Consider the following 13248-nt stretch of genomic DNA (forward strand, 5'->3'; position numbering starts at 1 on the left):
CCCGCCATGGTCGCGCGTGGATGGGGACGGATCATCTTCATCTCCACCAGCCTCGATACGATGCTTGACCCGGGACACGTGATGTATGGAATGACCAAGGCGTCCGGAGAAGCCTTTATCGCGGCTCTGGCAGCGTCACTGCGATCGACCGGCGTTACAGCCAACGTGCTGCTGCCAGGCGGCCCGATTGCGACGCGGATGGCAGCAGAGATGGGCGATCCCAAAGCCCTGCTTCAACCGGAGATCATGGCCGCTCCCATCACCTGGCTGGCATCGGATGCCTCAAGCGACGTGACCGGGCGACGCTTCATCGCGGCAAAGTGGAATACCGCGCTTCCCCCTGCGCAGGCGGCACAGGCCGCCAGTTCGCCCGCGGCATGGGCCGGCTACGGCGACACAAGCATCAAACCGCTGTGAGGGGGCGACGCCCTGCTCCCACTCAATTGTTGCATCGTGCCTCACGAGTTGATTTGTCGTTGCAAAAATTCTCCGCCGTGAAAACTCCCGTCGTCCGAACCGCCGACCGGATTACGGCAGGCGTCGCCGGCGACCTGCCGCGCGTCAATCGCGCGATACGGACAATCCCGCGAGGAGCGGCGCGTACGCGGCAAGCCTGCGGGATACGAACTCAGTGAAGAGCCGCACCCGCTTCGTCTTGCGTGTCTCCCCCTGCGTGAGAAGCCAGAGCGTTCCATGCATGTGCAGGTCTGTGCCCGGCACCCTCGCCAGGTGGGGGTCGGCATCTCCGACGAAGCACGGCAGTGTCGTCATCCCGAGCCCTTGCCGGACCGCAACGATCTGCGCCTCGCCGTCCGTGGTCCTGAACGGAACCCCCGTGGTACGAACCTCACCCTCGCTGGCCCAGTCCGGGATGCCATGCATGCTGATGACGATCCACCTGACAGGATCAGGCGCGCCCGCACGCCACGCGGCTAGACGGTCGCGGGACATGTAGACGCCTCCGAACAGCTCCGGCCCCTTCAGGCCGTGAAGATTGAGCGGCAGGGTTTTGCGGTCGTAGACGACTCGGATCGCGACGTCGGCCTCTCGATTGGTCAGATTTGCCAGCTCGCCGGACGACAGGATTTCCATCTCGATGTCCGGATGCAGACGCGCGAAATCGGCGAAGTCCGGCATGAGCAGGTGTGTCGCGAGGGTCGGTGCCAGCGTGACCCGCAGAAGCCCGCGCACGCCCTGGTCGCGCCCGAAGACGCGCGTCTGCAGCTGGTGCGACGACGCATCCATCTGGTCCGCGAACTCGAGAACCTCCTCCCCCGCGGTCGTCAGGCGGTAACCCGAAGGCAGCTTTTCGAACATGTGCGCCCCGAGGCGTTCCTCGAGTTGGGCGATGCGTCGGAGCACGGTTGAGTGATTCACCCCGAGGCGCTCGGCGGCAGCCCGCACCGAGCCTCCGCGCGCGACGGCAAGAAAATAGCGAACGTCATCCCAGTCGATCATGGTGCAATCCGGCACCGCGTGGTGCGCCTTCTAAAGCCGCTCTAACACGTCGAACGGCAGTACGGGCGGTCATCATAGCCGATTTCGACCAGCGCGGCCCAGTTCCGAGCGGCGGATACCAATCATCGCCGCTGGCGTCAGTCGCCCAGCCGGATCGATTTCGCACCACCGATGTGCGCGCTTCCGCACTCAACGCCCGGCTCCGGTGGACCCATGTTGCGGCTCTCGGGGACCTCCCCGAACGACCAAAGGCGGAGCCTGAAAGGAGAAGTCATGGGAAAGCTTGAAGACAAGATTGCAGTCATCACGGGTGGATCGAGCGGCATGGCGCTGGCGAGCGCCAAGCGGTTCGTTGAAGAAGGCGCCTATGTTTTCATCACGGGCCGGAGGCAGCAGGCGCTCGACGACGCCGTCAGGCTGATTGGCAGGAACGTAACCGGCGTGCGCGGCGACGCGGCCAATCTCGACGACCTCGACCGCTTGTTCGATACGGTGAAGCAGAAAAAGGGCAAGATCGACGTCCTGTACGCGAGCGCCGGCATCGGCGAAGCCGTCCCATTGGGCGAGATCACCGAGCAGCATTTCGATGCAGCCTTCGGCCTGAATACGCGCGGCACGCTGTTTACGGTCCAGAAGGCGTTGCCGCTGTTCAACGATGGCGGATCGATCTTCATGACCGGGTCCGTTGCCTCGGTGAAAGGTTTTCCCGGTTACGGCGTGTATTCGGCGAGCAAGGCGGCGTTGCGCTCATTCGCACGCACTTGGCTCAACGAATTGAAGGGCAGGAATATCCGGGTGAACGTGCTGAGCCCGGGGCCGATCGCCACACCGATGCAGGACCAAGTTCTCACCGAGGAGGCGAAGCGGATGTTTGAATCCCTGATCCCGCGGGGAAAGATGGGTCGTCCTGAGGAAATTGCGGCAGCTGCGGTGTTTCTTGCTTCCGACGATTCCAGCTTCGTGAATGGGGTGGAGCTGTCTGTCGACGGCGGCTTCTCGGCCATCTGAAGGCGGCAATCAATACCAACACGGATCGGAGAAGCATCATGAGCTACGCGATTGTAGGATTCGGTAAGGTGGGCCAGGCCCTCGCCCGCGCCTTCGCCCGCAAGAACATCAACGTGACCGTCGCAAGCCGCCGGCCGCCCGAGGTGCTCGCGCCGCAGGCTCGGGCGATTGGACCCACGGTCGTCGCCAAGTCGCTGCGGGAAGCACTCGCGGCCGACACCATCATCCTGGCGGTCCCGTTCGAGGAGCATCGCGAGGTTGCGAAGGCCTTGCCGAACTGGAACGGCAAGACGGTCATCGACACGATGAACACGTTAGCTCCGCCTGCGGAGCTCGACGGTCTTCCATCCTCGGCATTCGTCGCGAAGGCCTTCACCGGCGCCAAGCTCGTGAAAGGCTTCAATCACCTGATTGCAGCCACCCTTGCTACCGATCCGATTGTCGAGGGCGGCCACCGGGTCGTCTTTCTGTCTGGAGACGACGAGGACGCGACCGCACCCGTGGCCGCCTTGGCCAAACAACTCGGGTTCGCACCCGTCAAGCTGGGAAAGCTCAACGAGGGTGGCGCGCTGGTGCAGGGACGCGGCGGCACTTGGGGCCAGCTCATCTTCCAGGATTTGTTCAAGAAGGAGCAGTAATCGGAGGCTCGGCAGAGCGCAGGTCTTCGCTGCTTGTCGTGATCGGGGTTCGCGCGGATGGCCAGAAGATATTGCTGTCGATCAAGAGTATGGGCGGCGAGAGCACCGCAGCCTGGCGGGCCGTGCTCGACGATCTCGTCCGTCGTGATCTGCGGCGGCCCGAGTTCCTCATCGTCGATGGCGCGGTGGGGCTTGAGGCCGCGATCGCGGCCATATGGGACGGCGTACCGGTTCAGCGCTGCACGGTCCACAAGCACCGCAACCTGCTGGCGCACGCACCCGAGCGCCTGCATGAGGAGATCACCGCCGATTACAACGGCATGATCTATGCCACGACCCCCGAGCAGATCGCCACCCGGCGCAGGGCCTTCATCCGCAAATGGCGGCTCAAACATCGCGCCGTGGCCGACAGCCTGGAGGAGGCTGGCGAGCGGCTGTTCACCTTCGCACGTTTGCCGCCGAGCCAGTGGAAGAGCGTGCGCACCACCAATGCCATTGAACGTCTGCACGAGGAGTTCAAACGGCGGATCAAGACACAGACCGTGCTGCCATCGGCAGACACCGCCGCCATGTTGTTTTGGGCCTTGCTCGCCTCGGGCCAGATCAACCTGCGCAAAGTCGACGGCTGGCGGACGCTCGACACCAAACCCGCTGATCACCCAATTGACCTCGTTGCATGATCAGATAGCTTCATGAACCCGCAGACCCGCCACACCAATTCCAACCACTTCCCGGACGCCACCCTTGGCCGGGACCGCCACCGCTCACACCCGCCGCGGCGCAGCTTCCGGTACTGTCAGTGATCAGCAAAACGCAGGTTCAGTTTGTCCAGTGAGCGCTCGCTCCGCTCACTGGACTACCCCCAACGACAGGCAGGTCCGCTTTGCGCCAAGAGCTGCCCTTCCCGCTGGATTCGGCTTTGAGCCACACTCGAACTCAGTCGCCCGATCCGAAGTACGTGTTTCGAAGTCCTCGGTCACGAAAGAGCATAAGAGAGACGACGCAACAACGTGCGGCTCCCAGCCGGTCCACGAAGTGCCTTTTCCAGCGTCAGAACCGACCGATTGACCATCCTTGAAGCGAAACGGCTCCGCCGAAGGCCGTTCGGGGGGCCGTTCGACACCAAGAACGAGCACCGCGATTTGATGGTGCCAGTCCCGATGGGATTATCTCTCTCGGAACATTTCCTGCTTGTACTTGATAATCGGCGACAGCAGATAGCTGATGATCCGCCGCGATCCGGTTTTGATTTCGATTGTGACGGCCATGCCCGGCGACAAATTTACGAGCCTGTCTTCTACCTGCATCTGCATGCGGTCAAGCGAGACGCGCGCGGCGTAGTTCAACTCCTGGCCCTTGGGCTCGCTGCTTGAAACTTCCGCCCCCCGTACTTTGTCGCCACTCTTTTCCTGAGACTTGTCGCGGGTGATCGCGTCTTGCGACACATTAATGACCTCACCGTGCAACAGGCCGTACCGGGTGAAATTGAACGTATCGACCTTGATCTCTGCAGACTGGCCTTCGTGCACGAAACCAATGTCGCGGTTGGATACCATGGCCTCGATTTCCAGTCGGGAATCGAGCGGCACGACGACGAGCAGCGGCTCGGCCGGTGTCACGACACCACCGATCGTATGCACCGATAGCTGCTGCACCACGCCATCGACCGGAGCCTGCAAGACCTGTAGCTTGGCACGCTTCTCCGCCTTGATGACGTCCTGGGCCTGACCCGCCGCCTTCTCCTGCGCCTTGGCTAGCTCCTCAAATCTTGCACGGCGATATTCTGCCGCCGTCTGCGCACGGGTCTCCACCAGGGCGGCCATCGCCGCTTCCGCCTCCTGCAAATGACTCTTTTGAACCAGAACCTCTTGTTGAAGGCCAGTCAGCTCTTGATAATCCGTGAGCCACACGATTTTCGAGCCCAGGTTCTTGTCGTAGAGATACTTTCGAATTTCAACTTTCTGAGACAAAATGGGAATTGTCGCTTCAAGTTTTGCTATGGCGGCTTTGGTCGACTCCCGTTCGGCTTCCTTTTGCTTGATCTGCCGATCGAGCGCCGCCAGTTTGCCCTGGTGTTCGGCAACCTGGCTGATGAGAAGTTGCCGGTTCATCTCGATCATCGAAGGGCTTGCGCTCTCAGGCGGAACGAAGGCTTCGGCCGGGTCGCTCTCGCCCGAGACCGCAGCGCGCAGCCTCGCTACCTCCATCTGGGACGAGAGGAGATCGCTCTTGAGATGATCTCGCTCGGCATCAGTCATGGTAGGGTCAAGCTCGATCAGGACTTCACCGGCTCTTACCTTCTGACCGTCCCGCACATGGATTGCCCTCACCACGCCGGTCTCGAACGGCTGAATGACCTTGGTCCGTCCGCTCGGGACAATCTTGCCGGGCGCAGTGGCGACGATGTCGACCGTGCCAACTGAGGCCCAAATCAGGGCGACGCAGAACACACTGATAACGGTCGCGCCGATCGCACGCCCGATGGGAGACGGAGGCGTTTCGACGATCTCAAGGGCCGCCGGCAGGAAGGCGAGTTCGCTTTCGGCGCGGCGGATCGCGTCCGCCCGCTTCGGAAACTGAATGACCTTTCGTACGGCCGTCATCGGATGCCTGCCTGCAGGTGATGCAGCTTGGCATAGCGGCCATTGCTGCGAATCAGCTGATCATGGCTGCCGTCTTCGACGATGCGTCCACGTTCGAGGGTAATGATGCGATCGGCCTGACGCACCGTCGAGAGCCTGTGAGCGATGATGAAAACGCTTCGGCCAGCGGCGATCTCCCTCATGTTGTCCTGGATCGCGCGCTCGCTCTCGTAATCGAGCGCGCTGGTCGCCTCGTCGAAAATCAGGATGCGCGGATTGGTCATCAGCGCGCGCGCGATTGCGATACGCTGCCGTTGCCCACCGGACAGGCTGTTGCCGCGTTCCCCGATCATTGTGTCGTAGCCTTCGGGGAGTTCGACGATAAAGTCATGAGCGCCCGCCAGCTTCGCCGCCGCAATGACGCGATCCATCGGCACCGCCGGGTCGGACAGCGCGATATTGTCGCGGACCGAACGATTGAACAGCACGTTCTCCTGCAACACGACGCCGACCTGGCGCCGCAGCCAGGCCAGATCGACCATGGTGAGGTCGACGCCATCGACCATCACGCGACCGCTCTCCGGAACGTAAAGACGCTGAATAAGCTTGGCGAACGTGCTCTTCCCTGACCCCGACGATCCGACGACGCCGACGACCTGACCGGGCGCGATCGTAAGATTAATGTCGTTCAGGACTGCGGGCGCATCGATCCGGTAGCGGAAATTCACATGTTCGAATGTCACTTCACCGCGGATCGCCGGCAGCGCGGCCCGGCTCGGGCTGGTGCTCGGCTCGGGTATCGTGTTGAGGATGTCGCCGAGCCGATCCACCGACAGGCGTGCCTGGTGGAAATCCTGCCACATCTGCGCAAGACGCAGGACCGGTGCCGCCACGCGAGCGGACAGCATATTGAAGGCGACAAGCTCGCCGACGGACAGCTCGCCATCAATAACGAGCTTGGCTCCGAAATAGAGGATCAGGACAACGGTAGCCTTGTTGACCAGCTGAACCGCCTGGTTCGCGTAGTTGCCGAGGCTAAGGACACGGAAGCTTGCTGCCACATAGCCCGCGAGTTGCTCTTCCCAGCGTCGCTGCATCTGCGGCTCGACGGCCATGGCCTTCAAGGTCTCGATGCCGGTGACGCTCTCGACCAGGAACGCCTGATTCTCCGCGCCGCGTCGAAATTTCTCGTCCAGCCGCTGCCGGAACACGGGAGTCACAGCGAGGGAAATCGCGATATAGAACGGAAACGCCGCGACAACGATGAAGCTGAGCAGCGATGAATAGTAGAACATCACCGCAAGAAACACGAAGGTGAAGAAAAGGTCGATGACGAGGGTCAGCGCCGAGCTGGTGAGAAACTGGCGAATGTTCTCCAATTCGCGAACGCGTGCGACGGAATCGCCGACTCGGCGGGCCTGGAAATAGGCGATCGGCAGCGCGAGCAAATGACGAAACAGCCGCGCACCGAGTTCGACATCGATTCGATTGGTCGTATGCGCAAACATGTAGGTGCGCAAGGTACCGAGAATAGCTTCAAAAGCGGAAATGGCCAAAAGACCGATCGCCAACACGTCCAGCGTGCTCATGCTGCGATGAACGAGAACCTTGTCGATCACCACCTGAAAAAAAAGCGGAGAAACCAATGCGAACAGCTGCAAGAAGAACGAGGCAACCAGCACTTCACTCAGCAAGCGGCGATACTTGTAGATCGCGCCAACGAACCAGGCGATATCAAAACGGCGCGAGAGCTCCGTTAGAGAGGCACGGCGCGCCATCAAGACCAATCTGCCGTCCCACCTCGCCTCGAACACCTCGCGCGACAATGCCTCGGGGCGCGGCGCGTCCGGATATTGGATCAGGACCTTGTCCTCACTGACCTTGCCGACAATCAGGAAGCCGCCATCACTCAGCGCGGCGATGGCGGGCAGTGGCGTTGCCGCAAGTCGATCCCAGCTCGTTGAGTTGACGCGTGCTTTGAGGCCGAGCTCCTTCGCACATCGCAGCATCTCGTTGATGCCGATGGCAACATTGCCACACCGATGATGGATTTGCCCGGGTTCCGCGCCGATCCCGTGGATGCGTAGCAGCATCACCAGCGCGAGGAGCCCCCTGTCGCCTGCGATCTCAGAAGCAGGCCCTCCTTGCGTCGTCATCTGGCCTGGGTCGGATGCCTCACGGGATTCTTCGGCAGATGAAACGCTGTGGCTCGATTTCGGGAGATTGTGAGAAGAGGTGCCCGCATCACGCCACAGACGTCTTGCTAAAGTCCGGATGGGTTGGGCCAGGGCGCGAAAGGCACTCCCAACCGTAGCGAACAGTTGCTTTGCGACATCGGACCATGTCCGAGCGTGGGCCATCAGAACGAGGCGCCCGTCCCAGATGGACTCAAGTTGGTCCAGTGTTATCTCCTCCTCGTGCGACGATGTCGGATTTAGGATCAGCACTGAACTTCCGGAAACTTTACCGACGATCATAAATCCACCGTCGCGCAAAGCCGCAATGCCCGGTAAGCGTAGCTCGCTCAGTCGGTCAAGGCTCGGCGCCTGGACCCGAGCTCGCAGCCCAAGATCCCTGGCGCAACGGACCATTTGCTTGGTGCCGACCCCTTTTCGGCCAAACCTTTCGCGAACGTGGTTGACATTCACTTGGACGCCGAGAAGGCGCAGCAAAACAACCAGCGCGAAAAGACCGGAATCCCCGGTGTACGTATGATCAGCCCTGCCCCACATCTTTCCTGTCCTGAACCTCCGCCGTACGACGAACCAATCGCAAATCGATAATCCGGAACCTCATTTCGTTGAGCTTAACCTTACGCTTTCGGCGGTGTGATCAATGTGCCAGCGGTCTGATCCGGTGGCGCGTAGGTCACCATCGCCCCTCCGCCGGCGTCGCTTCCAACCTGGAACCCTGCGGCCGCGAATTGGCCGAATAGCGCGATGCTGGCGCTGTGTGTCCCGTCGCTGATGCTCAGCGTGCCGCCGGTGCCGGCCGAATTGGCCGTATATCCGACGGTCAGATTGGCGCCAGCCGAGATATCGGAGAAATCCAGAGTATCGCCCGCTCCAAATCCGGAGACGGTGCCAGTAAAGTTCTCCGCCTGATCCAGCTTTAGCGTACCCGTCGCACCGGTAGCGAAGGTCGTGTTTTCGGCCGATGCAGCGGCGAACTCGAGCGTGGCGGCGCCGGAAATCGTCGCCGTTCCGCTTCCGGTGACGACGCCCGTCACGTCAACGTTGCCGCCATTGGCCCAGATGTTGCCCGAGTTCTGGACCGCGCTGTCAATGACAAGGCCACCGCTGCCGGTTGCTTCGAGCGTGCCAGAATTAACGATCGCGTTGCTTCCGGTATCGACAACGAGAGCCTTCATGCCGCTGGCATCGATCGTGGCCTCGTTGACCAGATCAAGTTGCCCTCCGCCGAGTTGTCCTGCGCCGGAGATCGTGTTGTCCACATTGATCAGCGTGACGCCCGAGCTCGTGCCGAAAACGACGTTCTGCGCGTTGTCTGACAGAATGAGCTGGCCACCGCCTTGCAGCGTTATTCCGTTCTGGATCAGCTCCAGATCGGTCTCGTCGCCAGTTGAATTGAGTCCGATCGTGCCGGTGTTGTTGATGATCCCGGAGAGCGGCAGGATCGCGCCGTCGCCGATGGACATTGTTGCCGGATTCTGGGTCACCGGGGTCTGATCGAATACAAAGTTACTCGCAGTCAGCCATGCCGAGCTCACTCCTTGCAGGGTGATGGTCTCGCCATTTCCGATCGTGATCACGGCGTTGCCGTTGGCGTCGTCGGCGAGGTTAGCCTGAACGTCACTGAAGCTCGTGATCCCAAAGCCGACGAGATCGATCTGATCCGACGCAACGTTGAAGCTATCGATGGTGTCGTTGCCGATCGGCTGCGAGAAGACGAACAGGTCATTACCCCCACCACCGGTGAGATGGTCGTCGCCTGACAGAGCAAAGATCGGTGAACCGGGCGCGTAGGCCTCCACGTTGTCAGTAACGGACGCGCTCCCTGTGCTGCCATCTGCATTGGCCCACGTTTCATTGACCTGGAGCACGGTGGCACCTGTGAAGCTTGCCGGCGGGGTCAGTGTCAGTGACGCGGGATCACCGGTCTGCGCTGTCCACGACCCATTACCGTTGTCAGTGCCTTCATTCAGGCTCCAGCCCGTTGGAACCCCGGTCATCGTTACCGTGATCGGGCCGCTTGGGCTTTCCGATGAATTGGTGAGGCCTAAGTTAATGGGCGTCCCGGCTACTCCAGCTGGAGCAAGATTGGTGAATTGCGGTCCCGTTGCCCCGGGCGCCAATGAACCTCCTGCTTCCTTCACATTGGTGTTGTTTTGGAAATTGATTCCAAGGCTAAGACCGCTATCCTGGCCAGGAGCATACGTTGCCGTCACGGTGTAAGTCGTGCCGGAACCTGATAGTGAGATAGTGGGAGGATGCGCCCCGGTTGCGGCCGTCCCCGTCATTGCGAAGTCGCTCAGGGCGACATTCGTGACCGCTTCCGAGAACGTTACGATGAATGTTGCGGTTCCGCGCGTATTCGTTCCTTTCGTAATGACAGTTGTTAGCGTGTTGGTGCTGTCGATCACGGCGGTGGTCGCACTGCTGGTCGCCGTAGTGCCGCTGCCGTCGCTATCGGTCGAGGTCGCCACAATCCGCAGCTGATGCCCCTCATCGGCCTCCTGCACCGTGTAGCTCAGCGTGGTGGCGCCGTTGCCGATCAGAGTCGTCCAGATGCCGCCGACCAAAGCCTGCCACTGGTAGCTGACCGTGGCATCGGCATCGTTGGCCACCGCCGCCGTCGCCGTCAGCACCTGACCCTCCTGCGCCGTGCCCGAGATCACAGGCGTCGACAGCGTCGGGGTGATGTCAGTCACCACACCTGTCGCCAGGCTGGTCGCCGTGGTGCCGCTGCCGTCGCTATCCGTCGAGGTCGCCACGATCCGCAGCTGGTGCCCCTCGTCGGCCTCCTGCACCGTGTAGCTCAGCGTGGTGGCGCCGTTGCCGATCAGAGTCGTCCAGATGCCGCCGACCAAAGCCTGCCACTGGTAGCCGACCGTGGCATCGGCATCGTTGACCACCGCTGCCGTCGCCGTCAGCACCTGGCCCTCTTGCGCCGTGCCCGAGATCACAGGCGTCGACAGCGTCGGGGTAATGTCGGTCACCGCGCTTGTCGCTGCACTAAACGCCGACGTGCCGCTGCCATCCGTATCCATCGAGGTCGCAACGATCCGCAGCTGGCGGCCCTCATCGGCCTCCTGCACCGTGTAGCTCAGCGTGGTCGCGCCGTTGCCGATCAGAGTTGTCCAGGTGCCGCCAACCAGAGCCTGCCACTGATAGCTGACCGTCGCGTCGGCATCGTTGGCAACCGCCGCGGTCGCCGTCAGCACCTGGCCCTCCTGCGCCGTGCCCGAGATCACAGGCGTCGACAGCGTCGGGGTGATGTCGATCACCGCACTTGTCGCCGCACTGGTCGAGGTCACCGTCGGACCGCCATCACTGTCGGTCGCGGTTTCAACAACGCGCAACACATGGGTCTCGTCGGCTTCCGTCACCACATAGGTCGAGGACGTCGCGCCAGAGATATTGACCCCGTCGCGAGTCCACTGATAGCCCGTGACCGAGGCATCGCTGTCGTTCAAGGTGCCGTTCACCGCCGTCAGCGTTTGGCCCTCTTGAGCCGTGCCGGAGATCGACGCGGCAGTCGCGAACGCCAGCGTGATATCCAGCACCGCCGCGGTGGCCGTGCTGGTCGCCGATGTGGTGACCAGATTATCGTTGGTGGCGGTCGCCACCACCTGGATCAGGCCGCCCTCGTCGGCCTCCGTCACCACATAGGTCGCGGCCGTCGCGCCGGCGATGTTGGTGAAGGTCGTGCCGCCGTTGGTCGAGATCTGCCACTGGTAGCTGACCGCATTGTCGGCTTGCCCCGCGTTCGCTGACGCGGTCAGCGTCTGGCCTTCCTGCGCCGTGCCGCTGATGGTCGGCGTCGAGATCGTCGGTGCCGCATCCGTCACCGCAGCGGTCGCCGTGCTGGTCGCCGTGGTGCCGCTGCCGTCGCTGTCCGTCGAGGTCGCCACGATCCGCAGTTGCTGCCCCTCATCGACCTCCTGCACCGTGTAGTTCAGCGTGGTGGCCCCGTTGCCGGACAGGTTCGTCCAGATGCCGCCGACCAGCGCCTGCCATTGATAGCTGATCGTGACGTCGGCATCGTTGGCCACCGCCGCCGTCGCGGTCAGCACCTGCCCCTCCTGCGCCGTGCCCGAGATCACCGGCGTCGACAGGGTCGGAGTGATGTCGATCACCGCCGGGGTCGCCAGGCTGCTCGCCGCGGTGCCGCTGCCGTCGCTATCCGTCGAGGTCGCCACGATCCGCAACTGGTGCCCCTCATCGGCCTCCTGCACCGTGTAGCTTAGCGTGGAGGCCCCGTTGCCGGTCAGGTTCGTCCAGATGCCGCCGACCAGCGCCTGCCATTGATAGCTGATCGTGGCGTCGGCATCGTTGGCCACCGCCGCCGTCGCGGTCAGCACCTGACCCTCCTGCGCCGTGCCCGAGATCACCGGCGTCGACAAGGTTGGGGTGATGTCGATCACCGCACTGGTCGCCGCACTGGTCGCCGATATGGTGACCAGATTATCGTTGGTGGCGGTTGCCACCACCTGGATCAGGCCGCCCTCGTCGGCCTCCGTCACCACATAGGTCGCGGCCGTCGCGCCGGCGATGTTGGTGAAGCTCGCGCCGCCGTTGGTCGATATCTGCCACTGATAGCTGACCGGGTTGTCGCCCTGGCCGGCGTTCGCCGAGGCGGTCAGCGTCTGGCCTTCCTGCGCCGTGCCGCTGATGGTCGGCGTCGAGATCGTCGGCGCCGCATCCAGCACCGCCGAGGTGGCCGTACTGGTCGCCGCAGCCGTCAGCCCCTGCTCGTTGGTGGCGATCGCCACCACCTGGATCAGATCGTCCTCGTCGGCCTCCGTCACCTGGTAGGTCGCGCCCGTCGCACCGGCGATGTTGGTGTAGGTCGTGCCGCCATCGGTCGAGATCTGCCACTGGTAGCTGACCGCATTGTCGGTTTGCCCGGCATTCGCCGACGCGGTCAGCGTCTGGCCTTCCTGCGCGATGCCGCTGATGGTCGGCGTCGAGATCGTCGGTGCCGCGTCGATCACTGCACTGGTTGCCGTGCTGGTCGCCGCAGCCGTCAGCCCCTGCTCGTTGGTCGCCGTCGCCACCACCTCGATCTTGAAGCCTTCATCGGACTCCTTCACCACATAGGTCGAGCCCGTCGCACCGGCGATGTTCACATAGCTGCCGCCCGGGCCAGTGTTCTCCATCCACTGATAGCTGACCGGGTTGTCGCCCTGGCCGGCGTTCGCCGAGGCGGTCAGCGTCTGGCCTTCCTGCGCGAGGCCGCTGATGGTCGGCGTCGAGATCGTCGGTGCCGCATCGGTCACCGCCGAGGTGGCCGTACTGGTCGCCGCAGCCGTCAGCCCCTGCTCGTTGGTCGCGGTCGCCACCACCTGGATCAGATCGCCCTCGTCGGCCTCCGTCACC

7 protein-coding genes and 1 pseudogene are annotated in these 13248 nt (G+C 62.6%); 4 read left to right on the top strand and 4 right to left on the bottom strand.

All coding sequences use genetic code 11. The annotated features are described in order from the left end of the window. The coding region (locus tag AS156_RS42735) for an SDR family oxidoreductase (protein ID WP_160331062.1) at window positions 1-417 on the top strand (417 nt) is incomplete at its 5' end. Window positions 418-561: 144 nt separating this feature from the next. On the opposite strand, the gene AS156_RS06225 is transcribed toward AS156_RS42735, so the two are convergent. Beyond that, window positions 562-1458, bottom strand: coding sequence for a LysR family transcriptional regulator (locus AS156_RS06225; RefSeq protein WP_066501427.1), 897 nt, complete (start codon window positions 1456-1458; stop codon window positions 562-564). 273 nt (window positions 1459-1731) lie between these two features. Here AS156_RS06225 and AS156_RS06230 point away from each other — a divergent pair, with 273 nt between their 5' ends. The 3 genes and pseudogenes from AS156_RS06230 to AS156_RS40385 all read left to right on the top strand — a co-directional run. Next, window positions 1732-2466 (top strand): SDR family NAD(P)-dependent oxidoreductase, encoded by a 735-nt coding sequence (locus AS156_RS06230; RefSeq protein ID WP_066501430.1) that lies wholly within the window; start codon window positions 1732-1734, stop codon window positions 2464-2466. Window positions 2467-2504: 38 nt separating this feature from the next. After that, a complete protein-coding gene (locus AS156_RS06235) occupies window positions 2505-3104 on the top strand; it encodes an NADPH-dependent F420 reductase (protein WP_066501432.1) in 600 nt (199 codons plus the stop codon). Continuing rightward, window positions 3023-3784, top strand: a pseudogene (locus AS156_RS40385) (IS256 family transposase); the annotation flags it as partial. The gene AS156_RS06235 and the pseudogene AS156_RS40385, both read left to right, overlap by 82 nt. 486 nt (window positions 3785-4270) lie before the next feature. Here AS156_RS40385 and AS156_RS06245 read toward each other — a convergent pair. From AS156_RS06245 to AS156_RS42740, 3 genes are all read right to left on the bottom strand, one after another. Next, window positions 4271-5707, bottom strand: coding sequence for an HlyD family type I secretion periplasmic adaptor subunit (locus AS156_RS06245; protein WP_066501436.1), 1437 nt, complete (start codon window positions 5705-5707; stop codon window positions 4271-4273). Further along, window positions 5704-8418 (bottom strand): type I secretion system permease/ATPase, encoded by a 2715-nt coding sequence (locus AS156_RS06250; protein WP_082747360.1) that lies wholly within the window; start codon window positions 8416-8418, stop codon window positions 5704-5706. Before AS156_RS06250 ends, AS156_RS06245 begins: the two co-directional genes overlap by 4 nt. A gap of 80 nt (window positions 8419-8498) precedes the next feature. Further along, window positions 8499-13248: beta strand repeat-containing protein (locus AS156_RS42740; protein ID WP_201455999.1), on the bottom strand; the 4750-nt coding region annotated here is incomplete at its 5' end.

The sequence above is a fragment of the Bradyrhizobium macuxiense genome (assembly GCF_001542415.1).
Classification (GTDB): Bacteria; Pseudomonadota; Alphaproteobacteria; order Rhizobiales; family Xanthobacteraceae; genus Bradyrhizobium; species Bradyrhizobium macuxiense.

Bases quoted from the DNA above. Each gene is read 5' to 3' on its own strand.
- AS156_RS06245 (WP_066501436.1), bottom strand. From the start codon at position 5,707: ATGACGGCCGTACGAAAGGTCATTCAGTTTCCGAAGCGGGCGGACGCG.
- AS156_RS06230 (WP_066501430.1), top strand. From the start codon at position 1,732: ATGGGAAAGCTTGAAGACAAGATTGCAGTCATCACGGGTGGATCGAGC.
- AS156_RS06235 (WP_066501432.1), top strand. From the start codon at position 2,505: ATGAGCTACGCGATTGTAGGATTCGGTAAGGTGGGCCAGGCCCTCGCC.
- AS156_RS06225 (WP_066501427.1), bottom strand. From the start codon at position 1,458: ATGATCGACTGGGATGACGTTCGCTATTTTCTTGCCGTCGCGCGCGGA.
- AS156_RS06250 (WP_082747360.1), bottom strand. From the start codon at position 8,418: ATGTGGGGCAGGGCTGATCATACGTACACCGGGGATTCCGGTCTTTTC.